Here is a 26,888-nt window from a genome sequence, read left to right as displayed (position 1 = left end):
CTAAATGGTGAAGCTGTGATGTTTCAAACAAACAATATTTTGCGATCGCCTACGACGGGCGGGTACGCGATGTACGTGTATAATGCGGATTACTATGCTGAATCATAATTATCAGAGAAGTGTTGAAGAACTGCGTAAGTTAGCCTCTATGTTTTGGCCTTCAGAATTATCTAGACAAGAAGCTGAACTTAGCATAATACCAAAACTCATTGAAACTCAAGACCAATTTATTGCAATTTTGAGCAAAGCTGTGGCTCAAGAAGTTATTATGAAATCCTTAAATTCTACTCAGGAGAGAATAGATAAATCTGGGCGATAGCTTTATTCTATAACACCCTTAAATCACAAATCCTAGAACTATATTTAAAGCCTGGTAGGTTCGACATTTATATTTAAATTCCGTCCCGCCGCCTCAATTAAGCTTAGAGACTAGGTAAGCAGGGAGCAAGGGGGAATGCAATTAACATAAATCCTAATGCCCAATGCCCCATACTCAATACACAATTTATAAAGCCTGAATCCATTCTTTGACAGAATATTCAGTCCAGATGCCATTTTTCCAGTAGGGGTCATTTTCAATCAACTGGCGCACAGTGGCTTCGTCTTCGGCTTCGTAAATCCCAAAAACTTTTGTGACATCCTTGGTGGGGCCGATGGTAATCAGCACACCGGATTCTTTCTGTTTTGCTAATCCGTCTAAATGAGCTTGGCGGTGGGGGGTACGTTTTTCCAGAACGTCTTCGCAGTAAGTTCCCCAGAGTACATATTTAGGCATAACTAAGACTATTTTGGATTTTAGATTTTAGATTTTAGATTTTGCAGCCAGTGCATCGGGGAGTAAGAAATGATTAATTTCTCACTCCTAGCAAATGACAAATGACAAATGACAAATGACTAACTTCTCAGGTTAACGCCGAATTTTTCCACCAAAGCTTCGCGGACTTTATTGTGTACTGGTTCAACTTCAGCCTCAGTCAAAGTGCGATCGCTAGCCCGATAAACTAGACGAAATGCTAAACTCCTTTGTCCTTCGGGGACATTTTCGCCGCGATATTCATCAAATAGTTCCACCGATTCGAGCAAATCTTTACTCGCTTTGGTAATTACTTTTTGAATTTCGGAAACTGAGATTTTCACCGGTGCGAAAAAGGCGATGTCGCGATCGCTAGCTGGATAGGTAGAATAGGGCTGAAATGCCGGAACGAGAATTTCATCTTGTCCTACAGATTCTAAAAGTACATCTAGATCCAACTGGAAAACATAAACGGAATCTGGTAAACCTTTTTCTCGTCGCAATTGGGGATGAAGTTGTCCAAAAATCCCCAGTCTGTTACCTCGAATCCACAAAGAAGCGGTGCGTCCTGGATGTAAGCGATCGTCGCGGCGATCGGGTTGGAATTCTACTTCCAAGGCAAGTTGTCGAAATACACTTTCTAAAATGCCTTTAGCTTCAAACCAGGTGATGGGTTCTTCGCGTCCACTCTTCGACCATTTACCAACGGTGCGATCGCCTCCTATAATCCCAGCGAGGGCTTCTGTTTCTTGGAAACCGTCTTCTTCTCGCCAGAAAATTTGTCCGATTTCAAAGCCGTTCAAGGCACCATTACCCTGCTCTAAATTGTATTGAAAGGCATCTACCAACCCAGATATTAAATCATTTCGTAGGGCTGAATATTCGACAAATAAGGGGTTTGACAGGACTATCTGTCTGTCTTCTCCTGGTTTGACTAAAGAATAGTGGATTAATTCTGTCAACCCTTCAGCCCGGAGGAAAGCCCGTAATTTACGAATCAGTTCCTCGTCTAAAGGCAGATAACCACCTTCGGATTTTTCTGGTAAAGTATCACAGAATCGGTTGTAACCATAGAGACGGGCGATTTCTTCAATTAAATCAATTTCTCGTTCTAAGTCGCGGTAACGATAGGGTGGGACGGAAACTGACCATGTAGGTTGATGGCTGCTATCTTCACCTGAAGGAGTCAATTGACATCCCAATGCAGTTAGGATGCGCTCAACATCTTGTTCTTGGAGTTCACCTGTATCCTCTCCTAAATCAATTGGCCCTAGTATCTGATTAACTCGGTCTAAACGCAGTGCGATCGAACGACTCCAGGTAGAAGGATCGGGGCGAGTGTCGGCAATTTCCTGCTGGACAAGAATTCCACTAGCCAATTCGCTAATTAAGGATAAAGCGCGGCGATTAGCGATTTCCAACTCAGCGCGGTTAACTCCCCGTTCGTATCTGCCAGAAGCTTCACTTCTTAACCCAACACTGCGGGAAGAACGGCGAATTGCCACGGAATCAAATAAAGCTGCTTCTAAAACTAAGCTTTGAGTCCCTTCATGGACTTCCGTTTCTTCTCCACCCATAACTCCCGCCAGTGCTACGGGTTTTTCGTTAGCGGTAATTAACAAATTTTGGGATGCTAGGGTGCGAGTTTGTCCATCCAGAGTTTTGAGGGATTCTCCATTATTGACGAAGCGGACACCGATGGTTAAATTTTCGCTACTTGCAACAGATTTTAGGCGATCGCAGTCAAAGGCGTGTAGTGGTTGTCCCCATTCCAACAAAACGTAGTTAGTAATGTCCACAACATTACTGATAGGACGTACCCCAGCCGCCCGCAAACGCTGTTGCAACCATTCGGGAGATGGAGCAATTTTTACCTGTTCAATTACCGTACCGATGTATGCAGGACAAGCTTGGGTATCAGCAATTTTTAAAGTTAAATTTCCAGCCTTTTTGGCAATAGAGACTTCACCAGGTTCAGGAATACTCAACTTTCTACCAGTTAAAGCTGCTACTTCCCGTGCTACACCTACCATACTCAGAGCATCAGCGCGATTGGCAGTTGCTGTCAAGTCTAAAATTACATCATCTAAACCCAACAACGGACGCACATCACTACCCAATGGTAAATTTTCCTGGGTAAAAATATGAATTCCGTCTACATCGGTGGGCAAACCGAGTTCCTTTAAAGAACAAATCATGCCCTGAGATGGGACCCCACGGAGTTTTGCAGGTTTAATTTTTAAATCGATATTGGGTAAGTAAGTACCCGTAGTTGCTACCGGCACATAGATATCTGCCTTCACATTGGCAGCGCCACAGACAATATTTAAAGTCTCACCTGCACCGATATCGACTTGGCAAACACTCAATTTATCGGCGTTGGGATGGGGTTGACGCTCAAGCACTTTCCCTACAACCACGCCATTTGCCCAAGTGCGGCGATCTTCAATCTCTTCTACCTCAAACCCCGCCATTGTCAGGGTTTCGGCTAATTCTTCTGGACTAAGTTTTATCTCTACTAGTTCGCGCAGCCAATTTAGAGAAATACGCATGGAGTGTGCTTGTTTTAGGAATCGTCTTTTGTTCTTATTTTAGGGTGCAAGAAGCGCTCGATGGCTACTCGCCCCGCTAGGCGTACCCTTTCACTTGAACAATCCTACTACGTTAGACTGGCAGAACAATATCGCTTTTTTACTTTATCTTTACATTTTGTGCGATCGCCCCTAGTAAGCCGCGACACTTCTAGATTAAAAATTATGTAGCTTGTGAATGCAGGTCACTTTGTTCCACCTAAATCTACGGAGAATTTTTATGAGTTCTTTGCACACTTTAGAAGAACTTGAGCAAATTATTGAAAACGATAGAAAGTACGGTAGTTTGACAGAACTTCAGATTTATGATTATCGTCAACTTGAGTATCTACCTGAAACTATCGGCAATCTTACAAGTTTAACCGCTCTATATATTTGTGATTGTTCAAGACTTAAAGAACTACCAGAAACTATCGGCAAGTTGAAAAATCTTAAGAAACTAAAAATTTGGGGTTGTATAAGCGATCTTATTGATTTTGATAAACTTCCTGATACTATTGGAGAGCTTAAATCCTTGACCTACCTTCGAATTCACGGAACTGCGCTACAATCATTACCTGATACAATTGGTAATCTCGATAACCTGGAATATTTAGAAATTAGTGGAAATTGGGAATTCCACCAATTAACTGATACAATTGCTAATTTGAAAAAATTAAAAACTCTTTCTATTGAAGGCAATGAAAAATTAACATCTTTACCAGAAAGTCTTGGTGAATTAGGAAGTCTTGAAGACCTATATATAAGTAGGAACGCTTTAGAATATTTACCAGAAAGCATTGGTAGGTTACAAAGTATTCAATACATAGATGCTCATGAAAATTTTTTCCGATCCTTGCCAGAAAGCATTTGCAATTTAAAACTGCTCAAGGATAATATATATAAATAATAATCCAATATATTGAATTTTTCTACGATTTATGTGTGCAAGGAAGTAGTGTAGACCTAGCATTGAAATAAGGTTATCGGAATATGCTGACTGAAATTATCAAAATCTTTATCTGTGGTTACTATTGTGTAATTTCTCCGAACGGCTGCGGAACAAATGAGAAAATCAGTGTTTGCACTTTGAATACCATTGCTTCGGCAAGTGTTATAAAACTCAGAAGCAAGTTCATAGTCTTCCATATCTAACTCAAGATTGGGAAATGCGCGAAGATAATTTTTCAGCCGATTGTATTGGTTGGCGTTACGAATACCTGAGAGTATCTCTTGCCGAACAGCGCCAAGCAAAGCAACTCGACCATCAGTAATTAATTCTCGCAACACTGCAACATAGGGTGATTCATCAACTTTATAATTGCGTCTGAGAGCTAAAGACCAGACTGAAGTATCAACAATGACTTTCATCGACTCCGGCACTGTTGCTTGTAGTCATAATCATCGTCGTATTCAATCGTGCCAAATAGCTCCAGAATTTTCAGTTGTTTTCGACGTTGCACATACTCTCGTAATGCCTCTTCAACAACAGCATCCTTAGTTGGATGGCCACCAAGTTCGAGAGCTTCCTTAATTAAGTTTTCGTCAATTTCTAGATTAGTAACCATGTGCAGATTCTTTTAATTACGAATTACGTTAGCAAGTACTCGAACGTCCGTACGAGCGTCATTACAAATTACGAAAGATTTTATGGTTTATTTAAGTCAAATGCATAAAAACTATTTTCAGTAATTCAGCACGGGTAAACGGTTTAGTCAGATATCCAGAAGCCCCGACTAATTTCGCTTTTACTTTGTCTACAATCCCTTTATTGCCAGTAACAAAGATAATAGGAGTGTTTTGAAATAGGGAATTATTTCGTATAATTCGGCACAACTCATAACCATCAATTCCTAGCATATTTAAATCCAACAAAATTAAGTCTGGTTTATGCCTTATAATTGACAAAACTGCTTTTACTGGATCGTTAATGGTCACTACAGAAAAATTTTCATTTTCTAAGAAATAACTAATTTCTTTAAGAATTGTAGGGCTATCATCAACAGAAACAATTTTGTGGACTTTTTGTGCAGTTACAGTAGCAGCCGCTACTCTTAGAGAAGCAGGATTTATGTTATTTGATATTGTTGGTTCCTGAAAGTTTTCTTGGAGAGGAGGAGAAATCTGTGGTAATTGTTGAACAGGAGCTATATTCTCTTCATAAATATCGGGGTAAGAGTTGACGGTGTTACTTAGCTCTTTTGTGGTGTGAACTATTTCTGTAACTAATTTTGAGAAAACCGTAGGCGTAGCCTGTTGTAGACATTGATCTTCAAATATCTTTGGTAATTTATCAAAAGGTGGATCGGGTTCATGCAAAATAATCGCACCCTTCAGTATGTAAGGGTATAAATTGCGAGCCAGTTGGATTTCATCTTGATTCAAAATTGTCGCCAGATGACACAGGCTGAAACCCTTCATCCAATTAATTAAATCTGGCTGAAGTTTTGGTAAGTCTTTTTCCTCAAATTTGCTGTTAATCAACAGATATGGACGTTGATATGGAGAAGAAATTTGTGGAACAAAAGCTCGCCAATTCTGTAATCTGACTTGGCAACGGTCTAGAATTTTTTCTACATCTAGCCGACAAATTCTTGGCATTCTATCAATTGGTTCTGTCAATTCATAAGTACCTTTTTTAATGAGTAGAAATGATTCAATCGCCTCTTTCACTAATTCTTGAATCAGCACTGCTGCTTGGGTAGAATGTAGATGTTGTTGACTAACAAGCCAAGATATCGCCTGATATTCAGGAGGGTGGCTTCTGGAATTGCTGTCATCTTCGATTAGCTGACTGTGGGAATCTGGTTCAAACATCAGACGGACTTGAACGCGAACCTCGCTAGTAAGCATTGGAATTTGGTGGCTGAGGCGGCGCAAATGGCGTTCTAGTCTATCGAACGGTTCCACCGAATGGGTAGCGTAAGTTATTTTGCCCTGTTCTAAGTAAATCGACCAAGATACTGAGTTACTTAATGCTTGTAAATAAGTACTATCAGAGCAATTAGATAACTGTCTTAACAAACTTAAAGGACGTAATTTGGTGAATGCACCTGAGTTATTCATATTTTTCAAGTTTTTTTGCGGAATCAACAACCGAACATTTGAAGATTGAAAATATCAACTATGAAGTATTTTCTTCTTTGTAATATTTCTAGAATGTGTATATATATTAAAATTTATAAGCTTTGTAAACCATTCGTTACAATTAACACATTTTACTTAATTTATCTCAAAAAACAAGTAGGTGGGTGGGTATGAATAAAGGTAAACAATTATCGTAGCTAGACTATCAGAAGATGTTGGTTAATTTTAGATTTTACTCACTACCGACAATTCTTGGCTGAAGACTTTAATAACGACGTTTATTGATGTCTCTTCATCTTAAGAGGCAAATTTTATTCCAAGTTCCCGCAGTTCCACTGGTATACTTCTAGAGCTAACGATCCTAAATTATGGTTAATAATTTTTATATAAAGGAATATCCTTCCTACATAAAATCTTTAAAAACTTATCTAGGAAAGTTTACGTATTTATTGTACTGTAGGTTTAATGGATATAAATTTTTGGTAGATACATTACAACAGGTAACGCTGGGTTTTGATAAACTCTTTTTTGCTAAACTAAGCTGTACTCAAGTTCTTATTAAAATATATAGAGAACTTCATGAAAATAATTTGTTTAATAAAGATTAGAGCATCTACCACTAGATACTATATGTCTGTAGTCGCCGAGTCGACTGGAATTACATACTCTGAGAAAAGGGAAATAACGCTTTGGACTTTAACATAACACAAAAAGTTATGCACGATACTTTAAGACTTGATGAAGTAGTAGAATTTGCTGAGAACCCAGAACCACGTTGTCCTTGTGTGCTGTTACTAGACACATCTGGCTCAATGCAGGGAGATCCGATTGAGGCTTTAAATCAAGGTTTACTCAGTTTAAAAGATGAATTAGTCAAAAATTCCTTAGCCGCCAGGCGAGTGGAAGTGGCGATTGTTACTTTTGATAGTAATGTCAATGTCGTACAAGACTTTGTGACTGCCGATCAATTCAACCCGCCCATTTTGACAGCCCAGGGCTTAACTACAATGGGTGCAGGAATTCATAAAGCTTTGGACATAATTCAAGAGCGGAAATCTCAGTATCGTACCAATGGAATTGCTTACTATCGTCCTTGGGTATTCATGATTACCGATGGAGAACCGCAAGGCGAGTTAGAGAATGTAGTAGAGCAAGCATCCCAGCGTTTACAGGGTGATGAAGCTAATAAGCGCGTAGCATTTTTTACAGTAGGTGTAGAGAATGCGAATATGACGCGTTTAAATCAAATAACTGTACGTACACCACTGAAACTGAAAGGATTAAACTTTATCGAAATGTTTGTCTGGCTATCAACTAGTATGTCAGCTGTATCTCATTCGCAGGTAGACGAACAGGTAGCACTACCGCCCATTGGTTGGGGGACTGTTTAATTAAAAATCGCAGCTTGATGTTGACACAGCTAGCTGTTGGGAAAAAAATCTTATGAAAATATCAAAACAGATTGCTCAATGGCGGATTGTGGCTGCGTCTGTATGTGGTACAAGTCACTTAAAAAACAAGCAGTTATGTCAGGATGCTCATCACTGGCAGATATTGTCTGATAATGTTTTAGTGGCAGCCGCAGCAGATGGCGCGGGTTCTGCTAGCCTTGGGAAAGTGGGAGCAATGATTGCTGTGGAGACAGCAATAGAAAACATTTCTGGCAAAGGAATCACCCGAAAGATTTTGAGTGATGATGCCTTAGTGCGATCGCTCTTAAATGATGCCATACTAGCCGCCAAAAAAGCTGTGGAGGATGAGGCGGCTACTTGTGACAAACAGCCTCAAGATTTAGCAACTACCTTAATTATGATGGTTGCCACCCCAGAAGTTGTAGCTGTAGTGCAAATAGGTGATGGTTTGGCAGTGGCAAAAGATCGCACAGGCAATCTGGTCGCACTGACTATACCTGATAGCGGCGAATACATCAACGAAACCACTTTTTTAACTTCGCCTACAGCCTTAGATACGGCGCAGATGAGATTATGGCGCACTGACATAGTTAATGTTGGTATTATTACTGACGGACTACAAATGCTGGCTTTGAATATGGTTGTTGGTGAACCTCACAAACCCTTCTTTTTTCCGCTATTTGAATTTGTCGCCAATACCGAGGATAAGACAGAAGCAAAGGAGCAGTTGGTAAAGTTTTTACGCTCAGACCGAATTACGCAACGCACTGATGATGATTTGACACTCATTATAGCTGCATTCAACGACTCATGAGCAATCAATTTACAGGTTTCACATCTTAAATAACTTCCGTTAGCGGTAATTTCATTATGCAGGTACTACGTTGTTCCCCTAGAAAAGAAATCCTCAGCCTCAATGTCAGTTTGGGGCGTGGCGGTGAAGCTTGTGTTTATGCAGTGCCATCCGATAACCATTTGGTGGCGAAAATCTACCACAAGCCAACGACTGCCCATGCTGATAAATTACAGGCGATGCTTGCCAACCCCCCAGAAAACCCTACGGCTAGTTTGGGGCATATTTCTATCGCTTGGCCAGAGGATGTATTGCGGGCAGCAGATGGCAAAAACAGCATCCTGGGCTTTTTGATGCCACGGATTCAGGGGATGCGTCCAATCATCGACTTTTACAACCCCAGAACCCGTCGCCAACACTGTCCCCTATTCAACTATCAGTACCTGCTCCGCACGGCTCGTAACTTGGCGGCAGCAATTGCAGCTTTGCACGCTAGTGGATATTGTATTGGTGATGTGAACGAGTCAAATATCCTCGTCAGTGATACGGCATTGGTGACTTTGATAGACACAGACTCTTTTCAAGTAACCGACCCCAACAGCAATGTTGTTTATCGCTGCCCAGTTGGTAAACCAGAGTTTACTCCACCAGAACTACAGAATAAAACTTTTGCCCAGCACGATCGCGAAATTTCTCACGATTTATTTGGGTTAGCGGTGCTGGTATTCCAACTCCTCATGGAAGGCACTCACCCATTTTCGGGGATTTTTCAAGGCGCTATTGAGCCACCGCCCTACGAAGCCCGCATTGCATCGGGTCATTTCACTTACAGCCAAAAGCGTTACGTACCCTACCTACCTACCCCCATTGCACCCCCTTGGGAAATTCTTCATCCCAGCTTACAAGAACTATTTGTCCGTTGTTTTGAAGAGGGTCACAACAACCCACAACTCCGCCCCAGTGCCCAGACTTGGCTCTCAGCAATCGCGGAAGCCGAAGATTCTTTAATTACCTGCACTACAAATCCCCAGCATCGCTACAACAACCACATGCGTAGCTGTCCCTGGTGCGAACGGACAGTGCGATTAGGCGGACGCGACCCCTTCCCATCACATCGGGCTATAGAAGCTAGAGAACATCTCCAACCGCGAATCAAAGCGAAAAAGCGCTACACCCAGACACCGCATTTTCCACAGCGCAGTATGTCACCGCACTTAGCTAATTATTGGCAGCCAGTAATTACCCCAAGCGGTTCATCTTATAAACGTTCCAAGAGGTCAAAATTATACCCAGTTATTTGTTGCTTGATGGGCTTTGGTTTATTGGGATATGCGGACGTAATGATTAAATTTACTCAGCCGTTAGTTTCCCAAAATGCTTACACCCAACAAACCTTGAAGTCTCGCCAGACAATTAACAAACTCAGCTTCGCTGATTACTATCAGCAGGGTTATACAGCTTACAAAAACCGAGACTATGAAAAAGCAATTGCCAGCTTGAGCGAAGCAATTGTACAAGAGCCAACACATGCTAGAGCAATTGTAAATCGTGGCAATGCCCGCTATAACCTGAAAGACTACGAAGGAGCAGTCACGGATTATAGCCAAGCTCTCAAAATCAATCCCAATCAAATCAAAGCTCTGGTGAATCGGGGCAATGCCCGCTATATGCTCGCCGAATATAGCAACGATCCTGATACCGAATATAACCTAGCGATCGCAGACTATAATCGGGCTATCGGTCTGGATAATAATGAAGTTGAAGCTCATATCAGACGGGGAATTGTCCGCACCCAAATGGCTAAATATAGCGGTGAATCTCAACAAGATTACAAAAGAGCGATCGCAGATTTTACTCAAGCGATAAAACTTAATGTATCCAAAGCAGAAGCTTACTTTCAGAGAGGTGTTGTCTATTATCAAATTGCTCAATATAGCAGCAATTATGAGCAAGAATATAAACTAGCGATCGCCGATCTTAACGAAGCATTAACTATTAGCCCCAAACTAGCAAAAGCATATCTCAAACGAGGTATGGTTCGCTATGAACTAGCACAATATGGCGGTAGTGAATCTAACAAGAACCAGACGAAAGCTATCGAAGATATACAGGCATCTGCCAAAATCTTTCTTGAGCAAGATGATATGGATAATTATCAGCAAGCACTCAGTAATATGTGTGTAGTCGTAGAAAACAAATGCGATCCTTTATTCCAAGGCTCAAGTAATCTAGAAAAAACTAACTAAAAATAAGTAAGTTTTTTTACTTACATATTATTAGTTTTGATTGAATAAATCCAGCCAGACTAGGGTTAGCGCCAGCTAACCCTAGTTATTTTATAGGTAAAGTTTTTATTTAACTAAGTAACTTATTTTTAGTTTTATAGATATTCATAGAGCTTTTATATAGAAAAGATGTTAATTTATCTTTCCTTCATAATTTTGCCGGAAATTACAGTTAGATTATTGACTGAGAAAAACAAATTAGAAATCAATTTTTCTCTATCTAAGTGCATCCTCTTCATCTCGATAAAGTCAAATAAGAATATCCCTACAAATCTCCGAGGTAATTGCATGAAAGCGGTGATTTTGGCTGGAGGGCTTGGTACACGCCTCAGTGAAGAAACTAGTATCAGACCCAAGCCGATGGTTGAGATTGGTGGTAAGCCAATTCTCTGGCACATAATGAAGACTTACTCTGCTCATGGCATTAATGACTTCATCATTTGTTGCGGTTACAAAGGTTACATAATTAAGGAGTATTTTGCTAATTACTTCTTACACATGTCAGATGTTACCTTTGATATGCGATTTAACCAGATGAACGTGCATTCTGGTTATGCTGAACCCTGGCGTGTTACCTTAGTAAACACGGGCGATAATACCATGACAGGCGGACGCTTAAAGCGAATCAGCGAACATCTTGGTAATGAAACTTTTTGCTTTACTTATGGTGATGGTGTAAGTAATATTAATATCACCGAGCTAGTTAGATTTCATAAAGAACAAAAAACATTAGGAACACTCACAGCCGTTCAGCCAGCCGGACGTTTTGGAGCCATTTCTTTAGGATATGAGCAAACTAAAATTACCAGCTTTCGAGAAAAACCTGAAGGTGATGGAGCTTGGATTAATGGCGGTTATTTTGTGTTAGAACCAGAAGTAATCAATTTGATTGCTGATGACTCTACAGTATGGGAGCAACAGCCATTAGAAAAGCTAGCTGATATGGAACAACTATCTGCCTTCAAACATGATGGCTTTTGGCAACCGATGGATACTTTGCGCGATAAAAACTATCTAGAGGGGCTATGGAAGAACAGTCAGGCTCCTTGGAAGGTATGGTAAGGGGACTGGGGATTGGGGACTAGGGACTGGGGAAGAGTTTTTCTAGCCAATACCTAATATCCAATATCCAAATATACCCAGTAGCCACTCCCAAATAACTTTATGGATTTACTGTAATTTCAAGTGCGATAATACTAATGTATGATTTTGCGATTATAGGTGGGGGAATAGTTGGACTCTCTACAGCATTAGCTTTAGGAAAACGCTATCCCAATGCGCGTATTTTAGTACTAGAAAAAGAGAGTCAATGGGCATTTCACCAAACCGGAAATAATAGCGGCGTAATTCATTCTGGTATTTACTACAAACCAGGGAGTTTCAAAGCTAAATTTTGTCGTGACGGTTCGCGCTCTATGGTAGAATTTTGCCAAGAGCATGGAATAGAACATGAAGTTTGTGGTAAGGTAATTGTTGCAACTGAAGAACAAGAACTACCACGCCTAGAAAATCTCTATCAACGCGGCTTAGACAATGGCATAGAAGTTAAGAGAATTAGCCCCGAAGAAGTCAGGGAAATTGAACCTCACGTAAAATGTGTAGGTGGACTTCGGGTATTCTCAACTGGTATTGTTAATTACAAGCAAGTTTGTTTAAAATATGCCCAGCTAATTCAACAGCAGGGTGGGGATTTGCATCTCAATACAAAAGTTCTGAAAATCTCCGCAAGTGGTAAAAATCAGGTACTGCAAACAAACAAAGGTAACTTTACAACCCGCTTTGTAATTAATTGTACGGGATTGCATAGCGATCGCACCGCCAGATTAGGTAAAGTTGAACCCCAAGCCAAAATCGTCCCATTCCGGGGAGAATACTACGAGCTGACCCCAGAAAAACGCCATCTGGTTAAGACACTAATTTATCCAGTTCCCAATCCCGATTTTCCCTTCCTGGGCGTTCATTTTACCCGGATGATTGATGGTAGCGTCCACGCAGGGCCAAACGCAGTTCTGTCACTCAAACGCGAAGGTTACAAAAAAACCGACTTCGATTTACGAGATTTTCTTGAAGTCGTCACCTATCCTGGTTTCTGGAAATTGGCAGCCAAACACGCCCCTGAAGGTATCCAAGAAATCATTCGTTCCTTTAGTAAAGCAGCCTTCACCAGAAGTTTGCAAAAACTAATTCCCGAAGTCCAAGCAGAAGACTTAGTTCCCACCCATGCAGGAGTCCGCGCTCAAGCCTTGATGAACGACGGCAAGCTTGTAGACGACTTTTTGATTGTTTCCGGTCAAAACTCCATCCATGTTTGCAATGCTCCTTCTCCTGCTGCCACATCTTCTCTAGAAATCGGTAAAGCGCTGGTGGCAGAAATTCCCCAACTCTCGCATCTAGATAATGTAGTAACTGCATAGATATCTATAGTTACTTCCGGTGCTGCTGAATTAAGGCATGAATCTTGTGGGGTGAGCAACATCAGCGCCCGGAAATAAAAGGGATGAGCTTTTCGGCCCATCCCATCAGAAAAAGTGTAGTGCATCAATTAAGAACCGCTATAAAGCGCTGATACCCAACAAACACCTCCGAAAATAATTTATGTGTGTGCCTACCAGGGATTTTGGGCAACACGCTGTAGCTATGCGCCCCTACTAAACAAAGAATTTAACTCATCAATACAAAGGCATTAACTACAATGAAAATATTAGTAACTGGAACAGAAGGCTATCTTGGTTCATTATTACCGCCTCTGTTAATTGAACGCGGACATGAAGTTATTGGTCTAGATACTGGTTTCTATAAAGTTGGTTGGCTATACAACGCTAATGGGGTGACACCTAAAACCCTGAACAAAGATATCCGCAACATTACCCCTGATGACTTGGAAGGTGTTGAAGCAATAGTTCACATGGCAGAACTCTCCAACGACCCAGCCGGACAATTAGCACCGAATATTACCTACGAAATTAATCATATCGGTTCAGTTCGTCTCGCTAGCCTAGCTAAAGCTATGGGTGTGCGTCGTTTTGTATATATGTCTTCGTGCAGTGTCTACGGCGTTGCTACCGCAGGTGATGTCACAGAAGAATCCCCAATTAATCCCCAAACAGCCTACGCAGAATGCAAAACTCTCGTAGAAAGAGATGTCAGACCACTCGCTGACGATGACTTCTCTCCCACCTTTATGCGGAATGCTACAGCCTTTGGTGCTTCACCCAGAATGCGCTTTGATATTGTTTTAAACAACTTAGCAGGGTTGGCATGGACTAGTAAGCAAATCAAAATGACCAGTGATGGTACACCTTGGCGACCATTAGTCCACGCACTGGATATTTGCAAAGCAATAGTCTGCGCCTTAGAAGCACCACGAGACATTGTACATAACCAAATCTTCAACGTGGGAGATACAGCAAACAACTATCGCGTTAAAGAAATCGCGGAAATTATTGCTGATATTTTCCCAGATTGTAAATTGTCCTTTGGTGACAACGGCTCAGATAACCGCAGCTATCGGGTATCTTTCGAGAAAATCAACACAATTCTCCCCGGATTTAAATGTGATTGGAATGCCCGACTTGGTGCCCAGCAGCTATTTGATTTATTCAGTCAAATAGACATGGCTGAAGATACTTTCTTATTTAGAGGATTTACTCGCTTAAAACAGCTAGAGTATCTCATTCGTACCGAGCAAATTGACAAAGATTTCTTCTGGAATAAAAAGTAGATAGATTTGCCGAACAGCAGCAAAGAAATATTCTAAAGTTCCGAATCAACAATGTTTGATTCGGACTTATTTAATCTATCAAAATATTTGCAATTAGTGAGTTGAAGTTTATGGCGATCGCAAAATGCCGTTTTAGTGGACAACCTCTACACAAAACCTTTATTGATTTAGGAATGTCACCTTTAGCCAATGCTTATCTAACAGCAGAACAGCTAAATCATGCCGAGAAATTTTATCCACTCCATGCTTATGTTTCTGAAGATACTCTTTTAGTTCAATTAGAACAATTTGAAACTCCCGATCGGATTTTTAGCGACTATGCTTACTTTTCTTCTTACTCGGTAAGTTGGCTAAAACACGCCAAAGATTACACCGATATGATGGTAGAAAAATTTGGCTTTAATTGCAATACTCAAGTTATTGAAATTGCCAGCAACGATGGCTACCTACTGCAATATTTTGTAGAGAAAAAAATCCCAGTTTTAGGAATAGAACCAGCAGCAAATATAGCCAAAATAGCTCAAGACAGAGGCATTCCTAGTATCAACAAGTTTTTTGGGGTTGAAACTGCCAAAGAACTCGTGATACAAGGAAAACTAGCCGATCTTTTGATAGGCAATAATGTTTTAGCTCATGTACCAGATTTAAATGATTTTATCGCTGGGATGAAACTCATCCTCAAACCAAATGGGATCTTGACGATGGAGTTTCCTCACATTTTACAACTGATTCAACAAAATCAGTTCGATACTATTTATCATGAGCATTTTTCTTACTTCTCATTCCTCACTATCGAAAAGATTTTTGCAGCGCATAATTTACAACTTTTCGATGTAGAAGAATTAACAACTCACGGCGGTTCTTTAAGAATTTATGCTAAACATGACAATACTGATAATCCTAGCATCAATGACCGAGTTAACCATCTAAAAGCAAAGGAAATTGCTGCTGGACTCCATCTAATGGAGACTTATGTTACATTTGCTGAAAAAGTCAAAGAAACAAAGCATAAGCTTTTAAGTTTCCTTATAAGTGCCAAAGCAGAAAAGAAATCAATTGTTGGCTATGGCGCACCAGCCAAAGGTAACACATTGCTTAATTACTGTGGGATTGGGAAAGATTTTATCGATTACACAGTCGATTGCAATCCTTACAAACAAGACTTATTTTTACCTGGGACTCATATTCCCATCTTTGAACCAGATAAAATCCGCGAAACTAAACCAGATTATGTCCTAATTTTACCTTGGAATCTCAAGGAAGAAATTATGGAGCAAATGGCATTTATTGGCGAATGGGGTGGACAGTTTGTTGTGCCTATTCCTGAAGTCAAAATTTATCCGTGTCCGATTCCGGATAGGCTTTTAATAGCGTCGTAATTACTAGATATAACCCAAAAAGCGCCTTTTGTTACTATTTTTATGTTGTCATTATGAATATAGACAATAGGTAAGAAGTAATTAAAAGGCGTAGTTCTATAAAGCTTTTGTTGTCAAATCTCAAAAAAATAAACTGGAAAGCAGCTTGTTCATAAATAAGCTGCTGCTAGTAGCCTCTTAACTATAGATTTGAGCTTAATATGAATAAACTCCTGACTATTGCTATTCCTACATTCAATCGGGCCCAGCTTCTAGATAAACAACTGAGTTGGTTGGCTCAAGCTATCAAAGGCTTTGAAGATGAATGTGAAATTTTAGTATCTGATAATTGTTCAACAGATAATACTCAAGAGGTAATCCAAAAATGGCAAACCATACTTAGCAATATTACATTTAACTCAAATAAAAATCCTAAAAATTTAGGCGTAGTTAAAAATATTATGTATTGCCTTAATTATACTAAAACAAAATATGTTTGGACAATTGGTGATGACGATCCAATTCAAGATAGAGCTATTGCTTATGTAATTAATAAACTTAGCCAATATGAAGATTTATCATTATTGTTTCTTAATTTTTCTGGTCGCAACCAAATTACTGGTGAGCCAGTTCATCCACCAAAGATTGTTGGTAATCGCTGGTTTGATATAGATAGTGAAGATGGCGATGGTGATGGTAAAGCTATATTTGAACATTGTTTTTCAAAAAGTGTCGGTGCAGTCATTTTTCTAACTGCTACAGTCTATCGCACTGACTTAGTAAAACGCGCTCTCCAAAATTGGCAAGATGCTGAGAATAACTGGATATCTTTGGCATATTTAGCCGGATATTGTGCTGCTAATGGCAGAGTAATTGTCACTAAAGAGACTTATTTAGAATGTGTTGTTGGTGTGAGTTATTGGCAGAAAGAACCAAAATCAGCACTGTTAATGCAATACAAACATATCCCCGAAGTAATTTTGAAATTAGAGCAGAGTGGATATTCTAAGCAGTTTTGTAGGCGGATGCTTTTGCAGAACGGTAAAGAAGTCAACTTGAAAGTTTTCTTGGGTGCTTTAAGAAGATGGCCGATGTCCGCCATCAAAACAGTAGTTCCATTTTTGGCTTTAGTCAGCTTGTGTGCTTTTGATGTGATGGTTTCTAAAGAGTTTGGGTTAGCAGAAACGAGTGAAATCTCTACTCAAGAAGTGCGTAACTATAAACCATAGGCTACGAAACTACTAAAAAAGATATATCAATAAGAGAAGGATTTACGCCATGTTTAACGCTATTAAACACAAAATAGCTACACTTTCGTCTGACTTTGAATATTACGTAGCTCGTTGGAAGCATAGCAGAAATTTGCCAGCATTGGAAGGGCGCGATCGCAACATCCTTAATACTCTCAAAAAAGATGGCGTTTGCGTCACAACACTGGCAGAGTTAGGGTTAAACTCTAGCCCTGAACTGCTCAAAGCTGCCTACCATCAATTGTCTCAGATGGAAAATCCCAACAACGACCATCTAGATGAAAGGTTGCCACAAATTTACACAGTTACAGGTTTACCAGAATTTTATGCCTGGGGCGTAGAGAAAAGGCTACTCAACATCATCGAAAATTATATCGGTCTTCCTATTGCTTTTCATGGTGTACATTTACGCAAAGATTTCAAGAGCAAATATCAGTTTGGAACGCTACTATGGCATAGTGATGCAGAAGACCGTCGCATTATCAAAATCTTCATTTACTTGAATGATGTAGAAGAAAAAACAGGGCCTTTTGAATACATTCCTCGCTCTTTAACTTCCTTATTTAGTTGGAATTATTTTCGGCTTTACTACAAACTTTGGAAGTCAGGCTATATGGGTATCAACGATGAACAAGTAAAACCAGTCATCCCCAAATCAGCTTGGAAATCCTGCCCAGGCCCAGCAGGTACTGTCATTATTGTAGATACGAAAAACGCTCTGCATCACGGCACAGTCCGCACAGAAGACCGGTCAGCATTATTCTTTTGTTACACCGCCAATCCCCCCGAACGGCCAGACCTCTGCACCCAATACTGGGATGATACTTATCACAGAGTAGAGTTACGTTCTGCATCTGATGCAGTTAAAGTTTCGACTTAAATTAATTTAATTAACCGCAGAGGCACAGAGAACACACAGGAAGAGAAGGAGCGTTGCTTCAAATTTGTAGGTTTATTACTGACACAAAATATCTCTCAAACTCTCATATCTCTGTGCCGCGCCAGTTACTACAAGTCGGGGAACCGCAAGGGCGCACTGGCAACTCTATTGCCTCTGTGGTTCGTTTATTTTCTTTACTCAACATTCATCTCAAAGGAATCACATGATTTTCACCACAACCGCACTAAAAGACGCATTCATTATTGACTTAGAAGAAAAGCCAGACCACCGTGGTTTTTTTGCTCGGTCTTTCTGCGCTCAAGAATTTGCAGCCCACGGATTAAAGCCAACAGTTGCCCAATGTAACTTGTCTTTTAACTACAAAAAAGGCACGATTCGGGGAATGCACTATCAAGTTCTCCCAGCAGCAGAAACGAAATTAATTCGTTGTACTAAAGGCGCTATCTATGACGTAATTATTGATATGCGTCCTGAATCTCCCAGCTTTTTATCACACATTGGTGTAGAACTTACCCCAGAAAACCGCCGCGCTTTGTATGTTCCAGAAATGTTTGCTCACGGTTATCAAGCACTTACAGATGAGACTGAAGTTGTATATCAAGTAGGTGAATTTTACACGCCAGGGTATGAAAGAGGTTTACGCTATGACGACCCGTTTTTTAACATTGATTGGCCTTTAGATGTGACTGAAATCTCTGAGAAAGATTTAAGTTGGCCTTTGTTAAGAATGATGACTGTTGGCGGTACTTCTAGATAGATATGGGGGTTGAATGGTTCGGATAATTATTTTTTAACGAACCGCAAAGGACGCAAAGAGCGCGAAGTAAAGAAATAAATTAGGATTGATGTATACGTAACTATCAATTACTAATTCAAAGTTGAGTTATTAACTTAATGGGATTAGGTAGAAATAAATGTCAAATATTCTATCTCGCGTGGGAAATACTATCTCTTTTGTCTCCCAAAAAGTCCAAGCTCGGATTAATTATGCGAAAACATTACAGGTTGTTTATCTAAAGCCAAAACAACCTTCTAAGGGGAATGTACTTCTTTCTTATCGAATTGAGCCATTCCTCTTAAAACCTGGTCAACCAATGCCTAATGACCATACTTGGTACTGGGAAGTTTGGCAAATCGCCCAAACTTTTTTAGACTTGGGCTATAACGTTGATGTTATCCAGTTCCACAATGATAAATTCGTTCCGCAAAAGCACTACGCATTTTTCATTGATATCCGTCATCGGATGGAAGCACTTGCACCAAAACTCAATAAAGATTGCATCAAAATTTTCCACGTTGACATTGCAAATATGGTGTTTCGTAATGCAGCTGAATGCAACAGGCTTCTAGAAGTACAACAGCGCAAAGGTGTAACCTTAAAACCACAGCGATTTGAGGTTCCTAACTTGGGAATTGAATATGCCGATTGTGCAATTGTGTTGGGTAACGATTTCACAACCGATACATTCAAGTATGCTAATAAACCAATGTATCGGATTCCAATTTCTTCGCCTGTCGTTTATCCCTATCCTGACAAGAAAGATTTTGAAGCGGTAAGAAAACGTTTTCTGTGGTTTGGTGGTAGTGCTTTAGTCCTTAAAGGATTAGATTTAGTTTTAGATGCCTTTGCCCAAATGCCGGAATACCATTTAACAGTTTGTGGCCCGGTAAGTAATGACAAAGAATTTGAGCAAGCTTTCTATAAAGAACTGTACGAAACACCCAATATCCACACTTATGGGTGGATTGATGTTAGTAGCCCTGACTTTATAGAGGTGACAAATAACTGTCTAGGGCTTGTTTATCCTTCCGTTTCCGAAGGACAATCAGGAGCAGTAATCAGTTGCTTACAAGCTGGGCTAATTCCTATTTTAAGCTACGAATCTGGTGTAGATGTTCACGATTTTGGTGTGATTTTTGATAATCTTTCCCTTGAAGAAATTAAGGCGAAAGTTATAAGTATTTCTAATTTGCCTGTAGAAGACTTAAAGTTTATGTCTCGTCAAGCTTGGGAATATGCAAGAGCAAATCATACTAAAGATAAGTTTGCTCAAGTCTACAGAAATGTTGTGGAGCAAATTATCGAAAATCACAGCCAGAAAAAACACATTGGTTCTATGGCATCTAGCAAACAAACAGTTAGTAGCCATCACTAATCTTAATTCCGATGAAAATGTACTTAATATTTAGCTGTAAAAAATCATTAAGTGCAAGTTTATAGAGAATTTGTATCACAACCAACAGTTCCAAAAAGGAGTTTAGTTCATGATTATTATCGATCGCGCCTTACAAGCCCGTGCAGCAGCAGGAAATCCTATTAAAGTGGGAATGATTGGTGCTGGTTTTATGGGTCGAGGAATTGCCAACCAAATTGTCAATTCAGTGCCAGGAATGGAGTTAGTTGCAATCTCCAATCGCCAGATTGACGCAGCTAAACAAGCTTATTCGGAAGCAGGAATTGAAGATATTCAAGTTGTTGCAACTGTCAGCGAATTAGAAGATGCGATCGCAAATGGTAAATATGCAGTCACAGAAGACGCTAAGTTACTGTGTCAGGCTGAGGGCATCGAGGCCATAATCGAAGTCACAGGTGCAGTGGAATTTGGCGCTCACGTCATCATGGAAGCGATCGCCCATTGCAAACATGTGATTATGATGAATGCCGAACTCGACGGCACTATTGGCCCCATCCTGAAAGTCTATGCTGACAAAGCAGGTGTCATTCTTACTGCTTGTGATGGCGATCAGCCAGGGGTGCAAATGAACCTCTACCGCTTTGTCAAAAGCATTGGTCTAACTCCATTATTATGCGGTAACATTAAAGGACTCCAAGACCCCTATCGCAATCCCACCACCCAGGAAGGATTTGCTAAACGTTGGGGTCAAAAGCCCCACATGGTGGCTAGCTTCGCCGACGGAACCAAAATTTCCTTCGAGCAAGCGATCGTTGCCAATGCCACAGGGATGAAAGTCGCCAAACGGGGAATGTTGGGATATGACTTCAACGGTTATGTCGATGAAATGACCCATTTATATGATGTTGAACAACTCAAAGAACTGGGCGGCATTGTCGATTATGTAGTTGGAGCAAAACCAGGCCCAGGCGTATATGTATTTGCCACTCACGACGACCCCAAGCAACGCCACTATCTCAACTTATACAAATTAGGCGAAGGCCCACTTTACAGCTTCCATACTCCTTATCACCTCTGTCATTTTGAAGTTCCCTTGTCCGTAGCGCGTGCTGTCCTCTTCGGTGATGCCGTTATGTCTCCACTCGCAGGTCCATTAGTAGATGTTGTCACCACCGCCAAAATCGACCTGAAAGCAGGAGAAACCCTAGATGGCATCGGTTACTACATGACCTACGGACAATGTGAAAATTCCCCCATTGTCCAACAGCAAAATCTTCTACCAATTGGTTTAGCTGAAGGGTGTCGCCTAAAACGGGATATTTCTAAGGATCAAGTCCTCACTTATGAGGATGTAGAATTACCTGAAGGCAGACTCTGCGACCAACTAAGAACTGAGCAAAACAATTATTTCGCCACAGAAAAAATCTTGGTAGCAGTTGGGTAATAGCAACAAATAAATCGGCTGTAGGGGCGTACAGCTGTACGCCCCTAATAGGTTTCGGATCAGATCCCCCCGCCTACGGCGACCCCCTTAAAAAGGGGGTAAAGAGGAGAAAAAGCCCCCCTTTTTAAGGGGGGTTGGGGGGATCTCCGAAGCCCTACCAATGTATTTGTCGCCAGAATTTCGTAAACAGAGAGAAAAGGAAGCTATACTGCGGGACACTAAAGTTGTTGATAGTAACTTGCTGGGGAGCGTTGAAACACACCCGATCGAAACTTTAGGTCAAATTGATGAAAATTGCTCTAGTCCACGATTATTTAACCCAGCGAGGTGGGGCAGAGCGTGTATTTGAACTGCTTTGTAAGCGTTATCCCGAAGCAGACATTTTCACATCTCTGTACGATCGCCAAAAAACTATCGATTTAGGCGATCGCATCGTCAACACAACCTTCTTACAAAAAATCCCTGGTGCAGCAAAATATTTCAGGGCAATGGCTCCTCTATATTTTCCTGCCTTTCGCGCCTTGGATCTGCAAGACTACGATCTAATTATTAGCAGTAGCACCAGCTTCGCCAAAGCAGTCCGAAAAAATCCCAATGCCCGCCACATTTGCTTTTGTCATAACGTCACCCGTTTCTTATGGGATACAGCAACCTATTTAAGAGAATACGGAGACTATAGATATTTTGCACCTTTAATTGAACAAGTATTTCAAGTAATGAGAAAGGTAGACCTGAAATATGCACAGGAACCTGACCTTTACATAGCTAATTCTAGTGTTGTTGCCCGCCGGATTGAAAATATTTATGGCAAAAAGGCAATGATGGTAAACTATCCAATTGATACTAGTAAATTTGTTTTTTCAGATATAAAAGATGAATATTATCTGGCTTCAGCCCGGATGATTAGCTATAAACGCCTTGATATAATAGTCGAAGCTTTTAACTGGCTGGGATGGCAATTATTAATATCAGGTGACGGGCCAGAATTAGAACGGTTAAAATCTAAAGCATTAAAAAATATTGTGTTCTTGGGACACGTAAGTGATAGAACCCGCAAAGACTTGTTTTCCAAAGCCAAGTCTATTATTGTCGCAGCCTTAGAAGATTACGGGTTAGTTCCAGTAGAAGCTAATGCTAGCGGCACACCAGTTATCGCTTATGGAGCAGGTGGAGTATTAGATACTCAAATACCAGGTGAAACAGGAGTCTTTTTCAAAAGACAAACACCCGAATCTTTACAAGTTGCATTACTAGAAGCCAATGGCATTTCTTGGAATTACGAGCGCATCCGAAATCATGCGGTAGCAAACTTTTCAGAAAATGCCTTTTTTGGGAAGGTTGAGCAAATTATTAATCAGGCTTGTGGTGGGCATCAATTATTCATTTGATTTCTGAATCTCTTCTTACTATAAGATTACCTATTTATTTTTCTCTCTCCTCTTTGGCGTACTTCTCTAGCGATGCGCTCTCTAAAGGTAGTTCGTAAAAACAATAGGTATTCTTCGGGATATCTCTTAGCGTAAGTCTTGAAGACAAGGATAATAAAAGTGGTTCAAACTAGTCTAAATCCTCAGATAACTCCAGCTTCTGAAAGTGAGCCAGGTTACGGACAGTTATTTGCCGTATTTGTACGAAGATTTCCTTGGTTTTTAGCAGTATTAATTAGTTCTATTGCTATTGCAGGTATAGTAACTTTAAAGACCAAACCTACTTATAAAAGTTCAATGCAACTGCTAGTAGAACCTAACTATCAAGGCAAGACAGAAGGTGCTGGGTTAGACAACCAGTTTACCGACTCTAATGTTGTGATAGATACTGCAACCCAGCTTAACTTGATGCAGAGTTCGGGACTCATTCAAAAAGCAGTTGATAAACTTCAATCTAGTTATCCAGATATAAGTGCAAGTGAAATCAAAGCTTCTTTGGTCTTAACTCAATTAAGGAGCAAAGAAGATAATGTCGCTACTAAAATATTTCAAGTTGAATACACGGCTGGAGATCCAGAAAAAACACAAAAAGTTCTGGGTGCAATTCGACAAGTTTATGTCGAATATAACAAAGACCAACAGAATTCGCGTTTACAAAAAGGTCTGCAAATTATTAGGGAACAGTTAAGTAAAGCCAGTGAAGAAGTGAACGCGGCTGAGACAAATTTACAAAGGTTTCGTAGAAATCAGAACTTAATCGATCCAGAGTCACAGGCCAAGGCGATTGAAACAGCTTTGAACAATATTTCCCAAGAACGACAGACAACTCGCGCTCAATATGGGGAAGCTTTAGCACGCCAAAAATCTCTGGAAGAACAACTTAACCGTTCTCCCCAAAATGCTTTAGTTGCTTCTCGTCTGAGTCAGTCTACTCGCTATCAAGGCTTACTGAACGAAATTCAAAAAACAGAACTAGCACTAGCACAAGAACGTTTACGCTTTACAGATCAGACTCCGAGTGTGCAAAAGCTCAAAGAACAGCTTCAGAGTCAGAAGGAATTATTGCAACAAGAAGTAGGAAGAACTTTAGGCGAAAAATCTGCTGGTGGATTCACTTCTGGAGACTCTCTTCTCGAAAAAGGACAACTTGGCCAAATCGATCTTAGCCTTGCTGGTCAGTTAGTGGAAACGCAGACAACTATAGTTGCTTTAACTGCTCGCGATCAAACTTTAGCTCAGAAAGAAAACGATCTGCGTTTGGAAATAAAACGCTTTCCGCCTCTGTTAGCTTATTACAATCGGATGCTACCGCAGTTACAATTTAGTCGTGAAAGGTTAGAGCAACTTTTAAGAGCAGAACAGCAATTACGGCAAGAACTTTCCAAGGGTGGTTTTAATTGGGAAGTTGTGGAAGAACCTCAAAAAGGTGGCCAATTAGGCCCCAATCTTCAGCAGAATTTGCTGTTAGGTGGAGTGGTTGGATTTATGTTAGGAGGCATTGCTGCCTTTATTCGAGAATCGGCTGATGATGCAGTTCACACCACTGCTGAATTAGAGAAGCAAATGGCCATGCCGTTGTTGGGAACAACTCCCAAATTACCGCCAGCCAAACCCAAAGAATCAATGATCAAGTTGCCTTTTGGGAAGCCAGAAGTTCTCGCTCCCTGGACAATTCAGGTATTACAATCTCCACCGCGTTGGGAATCGCTGGATCTGATTTACAAAAACATTGAACTTTTAAATACTGTTGCTAATTTAAAATCTTTGATGATTACCTCAGCTTTAGCCGATGAGGGGAAATCAGCTTTGGCGCTTGGTCTGGCGATGAGTGCTGCCCGTTTACACAAAAGAGTGTTACTGATTGATGCCAATTTACGCGATCCCAGCTTGCACCACCAACTGAATCTTCCTAATGAACAGGGGCTTTCAACTCTATTAGCGAGTGATGCAACTCTACCAAACCAGATTAGTCTTCAATATTCAGGTTCCTCCTACATCGATATTTTGACTGCTGGCCCCAAACCTGCTGACCCAGCTAATCTGTTGAGTTCCCCTCGGATGATGCAATTGATGGCAGCTTTTGAGGAAAACTATGATTTGGTACTCATAGATGCTCCCCCAGTTCTTGGCTTGGTGGATGCCATGCTTACCGCTTCATCTTGTCGTAGTGTGGTCATGGTGGCAAGCATTGGTATTGTGACACGAAGCCAGCTGACTCAGGCTACAGCCATGCTAAGTAAGTTAAATCTGATTGGGGTTGTGGCTAACGGGGTATCAAACTCTAGCAGTAATTACGTACCTTATGTAAAACAACAGCAATTGGCCCTGCGTCAAGCTGTAGAAAAGTAACTAGTACTTAGTTTCAAGAGTTTGTAGTAAGGACTTTAGTCCTTGATTTGAGCGCTAAAGCGCTCACTACAAACCAAGCAAGGTAGCACAGCTGTGCTACCTTGCTTTTTTATGAACAAAATTTAATTTTATTGCGATCGGGAAAATTTTAGTATATTTATACTATCTTTATGAGTTTTCAGAGAAATCACTGGCTCTTTAAAGAGTAAATAAAGAATTTAGTTGAGCGATCGCTGTTTCTAGATAGTCTTATATTCTAGAGATGAAAGCACATTCATAAAGGCTAGAAGACAAGAGCAGACTGGTTTTTTTACATCTATCGATACAATAAACACCTCAGTGCAATTAAACGTAAATATCGATTTATGGGTAATTTCCCTCTACATATTTCTACTTTCAGTAGTTACCGGAAAATACCGATTGTCCATGAATATTGATAGTAACGTTGATTGTACACCTCTACACCACCGGAATTCTGGACGATATGTGCTTGGCTGAGTGGCAAATAGCAATAACATATTTTTGCCCTCAATTATCTCCAACTTTTTGGACTTACAACAAGATTCGGATTTGGGTCTTTGGCATTGATAGCCTTTGATAACGCCTCACTAATTCACTCCTGTATAAACCCAAAGACATTATGACAGCTTCAATAATTCCAACTCTAGAGAATTTATATGATGTAACCCAGGAACACCAAGATCGTCGTGGGTACTGCACACTCCAATGGCGGCGGGGTCAGTTATTGGTAAAGCAGCCTGGACGAGTGAAACAACCCTATCTGCCTTCATTAGATAGTAAGCGATCGCTAGTAGAATGCTTACAACATTCTCCTGTAACTTTGGTAAGTATAGATCCAAAGCTGGGTGAGGTTTTGCTCAGGTTTTGGGCAGATGCGTGTGAAGAAGCAGATAAACCAATATTCCTCAGCATACCTACCGGCAATAAACTGCCTAATCAACCCTGGAGACAATTGCAGCGATTAATTGATTGGATTGCTGCTTTCGTCTTGCTGCTATTAGTAAGTCCAGTAATGTTGGGATTGATTGTGTTGATGCAGATTGACTCGACAGGATCGCTTTTTTGTCGTGAATGGCGTGTTGGAGAACGGGGTAAACTCTTTCAATCAATAAAGTTTTGCCCGCACAACATTACACCACTAGGGCGTTGGATGAGTAAATACAGTCTCGATAATCTGCCCCAGTTATTTAACGTACTGCGGGGTGACATGAGTTTGACGGGATCTCGTGGTTGGACTTTAGAAGATGCGGTACAGCTAAATAAACTACCAGAAATTAAAGCTTCATGGGAAGTAGAGGCACAGTCTCACCTGTTACATCTAGATAGCCAAACACTGTAACTT

The 26,888-nt window shown here is 40.6% G+C and carries 24 protein-coding genes; 19 read left to right on the top strand and 5 right to left on the bottom strand.

Annotated elements, in window-relative coordinates:
- Positions 1-94: 94 nt before the first annotated feature.
- Positions 95-319, top strand: coding sequence for a hypothetical protein (locus CDG77_RS35300; RefSeq protein WP_223269759.1), 225 nt, complete (start codon positions 95-97; stop codon positions 317-319).
- Between the two features lie 186 nt (positions 320-505).
- Here CDG77_RS35300 and CDG77_RS09830 read toward each other — a convergent pair whose 3' ends face one another.
- Complete coding sequence (locus CDG77_RS09830; protein WP_094329210.1) at positions 506-775, bottom strand: YciI family protein; 270 nt, start codon at positions 773-775, stop codon at positions 506-508.
- Between the two features lie 119 nt (positions 776-894).
- Positions 895-3,345 carry a phenylalanine--tRNA ligase subunit beta gene (gene pheT, locus CDG77_RS09825; RefSeq protein ID WP_094329209.1) on the bottom strand — a complete coding sequence of 817 codons (2,451 nt, stop codon included), beginning with the start codon at positions 3,343-3,345 and terminating at the stop codon, positions 895-897.
- Between the two features lie 60 nt (positions 3,346-3,405).
- Here pheT and CDG77_RS36375 point away from each other — a divergent pair, with 60 nt between their 5' ends.
- Positions 3,406-3,555 (top strand): hypothetical protein, encoded by a 150-nt coding sequence (locus CDG77_RS36375; RefSeq protein WP_181154271.1) that lies wholly within the window; start codon positions 3,406-3,408, stop codon positions 3,553-3,555.
- Positions 3,556-3,604: 49 nt separating this feature from the next.
- Entirely contained in the window at positions 3,605-4,273 is a 669-nt protein-coding gene (locus CDG77_RS09820; protein WP_094329208.1) for a leucine-rich repeat domain-containing protein, read from the top strand.
- 56 nt (positions 4,274-4,329) lie between these two features.
- On the opposite strand, the gene vapC is transcribed toward CDG77_RS09820, so the two are convergent.
- The 3 genes from vapC to CDG77_RS09805 all read right to left on the bottom strand — a co-directional run bounded on the left by vapC (position 4,330) and on the right by CDG77_RS09805 (position 6,429).
- Complete coding sequence (vapC, locus tag CDG77_RS09815; protein WP_094329207.1) at positions 4,330-4,734, bottom strand: type II toxin-antitoxin system VapC family toxin; 405 nt, start codon at positions 4,732-4,734, stop codon at positions 4,330-4,332.
- The gene (locus CDG77_RS09810) at positions 4,731-4,931 is read right to left on the bottom strand and encodes a type II toxin-antitoxin system VapB family antitoxin (protein ID WP_094329206.1); all 201 of its coding nucleotides are present in this window, start codon (positions 4,929-4,931) and stop codon (positions 4,731-4,733) included. The genes vapC and CDG77_RS09810 overlap by 4 nt, the downstream gene beginning before the upstream one ends.
- Positions 4,932-5,022: 91 nt before the next feature.
- A complete protein-coding gene (locus CDG77_RS09805; protein WP_094329205.1) occupies positions 5,023-6,429 on the bottom strand; it encodes a response regulator in 1,407 nt (468 codons plus the stop codon).
- 737 nt (positions 6,430-7,166) lie between these two features.
- Here CDG77_RS09805 and CDG77_RS09795 point away from each other — a divergent pair.
- The 16 genes from CDG77_RS09795 to hepC all read left to right on the top strand — a co-directional run bounded on the left by CDG77_RS09795 (position 7,167) and on the right by hepC (position 26,885).
- Positions 7,167-7,841, top strand: a complete 675-nt coding sequence (locus CDG77_RS09795) for a vWA domain-containing protein (RefSeq protein WP_094329203.1) — start codon at positions 7,167-7,169, stop codon at positions 7,839-7,841.
- 52 nt (positions 7,842-7,893) lie between these two features.
- Positions 7,894-8,676, top strand: coding sequence for a PP2C family serine/threonine-protein phosphatase (locus CDG77_RS09790; RefSeq protein ID WP_094329202.1), 783 nt, complete (start codon positions 7,894-7,896; stop codon positions 8,674-8,676).
- Between the two features lie 56 nt (positions 8,677-8,732).
- Positions 8,733-10,901, top strand: a complete 2,169-nt coding sequence (locus tag CDG77_RS09785; protein WP_094329201.1) for a tetratricopeptide repeat protein — start codon at positions 8,733-8,735, stop codon at positions 10,899-10,901.
- Positions 10,902-11,228: 327 nt separating this feature from the next.
- On the top strand, positions 11,229-12,002 hold the full coding sequence (gene rfbF, locus CDG77_RS09780) for a glucose-1-phosphate cytidylyltransferase (protein ID WP_094329200.1): 774 nt from the start codon (positions 11,229-11,231) through the stop codon (positions 12,000-12,002).
- A 137-nt stretch (positions 12,003-12,139) separates the two neighbouring features.
- Positions 12,140-13,354, top strand: a complete 1,215-nt coding sequence (gene lhgO / locus CDG77_RS09775) for an L-2-hydroxyglutarate oxidase (RefSeq protein ID WP_094329199.1) — start codon at positions 12,140-12,142, stop codon at positions 13,352-13,354.
- Between the two features lie 278 nt (positions 13,355-13,632).
- Entirely contained in the window at positions 13,633-14,661 is a 1,029-nt protein-coding gene (locus CDG77_RS09770) for an NAD-dependent epimerase/dehydratase family protein (RefSeq protein WP_094329198.1), read from the top strand.
- A 110-nt stretch (positions 14,662-14,771) separates the two neighbouring features.
- Positions 14,772-16,040 carry a class I SAM-dependent methyltransferase gene (locus tag CDG77_RS09765; protein WP_094329197.1) on the top strand — a complete coding sequence of 423 codons (1,269 nt, stop codon included), beginning with the start codon at positions 14,772-14,774 and terminating at the stop codon, positions 16,038-16,040.
- Between the two features lie 200 nt (positions 16,041-16,240).
- Positions 16,241-17,248, top strand: coding sequence for a glycosyltransferase family 2 protein (locus CDG77_RS09760; protein WP_094329196.1), 1,008 nt, complete (start codon positions 16,241-16,243; stop codon positions 17,246-17,248).
- A 49-nt stretch (positions 17,249-17,297) separates the two neighbouring features.
- A complete protein-coding gene (locus CDG77_RS09755; protein ID WP_094329195.1) occupies positions 17,298-18,149 on the top strand; it encodes a phytanoyl-CoA dioxygenase in 852 nt (283 codons plus the stop codon).
- A 53-nt stretch (positions 18,150-18,202) separates the two neighbouring features.
- Positions 18,203-18,376 (top strand): hypothetical protein, encoded by a 174-nt coding sequence (locus tag CDG77_RS36370; RefSeq protein WP_190233939.1) that lies wholly within the window; start codon positions 18,203-18,205, stop codon positions 18,374-18,376.
- Positions 18,373-18,927, top strand: coding sequence for a dTDP-4-dehydrorhamnose 3,5-epimerase (gene rfbC, locus CDG77_RS09750; protein WP_094329194.1), 555 nt, complete (start codon positions 18,373-18,375; stop codon positions 18,925-18,927). Before CDG77_RS36370 ends, rfbC begins: the two co-directional genes overlap by 4 nt.
- 157 nt (positions 18,928-19,084) lie before the next feature.
- On the top strand, positions 19,085-20,326 hold the full coding sequence (locus CDG77_RS09745; protein WP_094329193.1) for a glycosyltransferase: 1,242 nt from the start codon (positions 19,085-19,087) through the stop codon (positions 20,324-20,326).
- A gap of 109 nt (positions 20,327-20,435) precedes the next feature.
- On the top strand, positions 20,436-21,749 hold the full coding sequence (locus CDG77_RS09740) for an NAD(P)H-dependent oxidoreductase (RefSeq protein WP_094329192.1): 1,314 nt from the start codon (positions 20,436-20,438) through the stop codon (positions 21,747-21,749).
- A gap of 287 nt (positions 21,750-22,036) precedes the next feature.
- Positions 22,037-23,137 carry a glycosyltransferase gene (locus tag CDG77_RS09735; RefSeq protein WP_094329191.1) on the top strand — a complete coding sequence of 367 codons (1,101 nt, stop codon included), beginning with the start codon at positions 22,037-22,039 and terminating at the stop codon, positions 23,135-23,137.
- 159 nt (positions 23,138-23,296) lie between these two features.
- Positions 23,297-25,525 carry a GumC family protein gene (locus CDG77_RS09730; protein WP_094329190.1) on the top strand — a complete coding sequence of 743 codons (2,229 nt, stop codon included), beginning with the start codon at positions 23,297-23,299 and terminating at the stop codon, positions 25,523-25,525.
- A 640-nt stretch (positions 25,526-26,165) separates the two neighbouring features.
- Complete coding sequence (gene hepC / locus CDG77_RS09725) at positions 26,166-26,885, top strand: heterocyst development glycosyltransferase HepC (RefSeq protein WP_094329189.1); 720 nt, start codon at positions 26,166-26,168, stop codon at positions 26,883-26,885.
- Positions 26,886-26,888: the final 3 nt, after the last annotated feature.

Source organism: Nostoc sp. 'Peltigera membranacea cyanobiont' 213, from assembly GCF_002245975.1.
GTDB lineage: Bacteria > Cyanobacteriota > Cyanobacteriia > Cyanobacteriales > Nostocaceae > Nostoc.
Note: the sequence above shows the minus strand (reverse complement) of the source record. Positions and strands in the feature narration are given on the sequence as shown.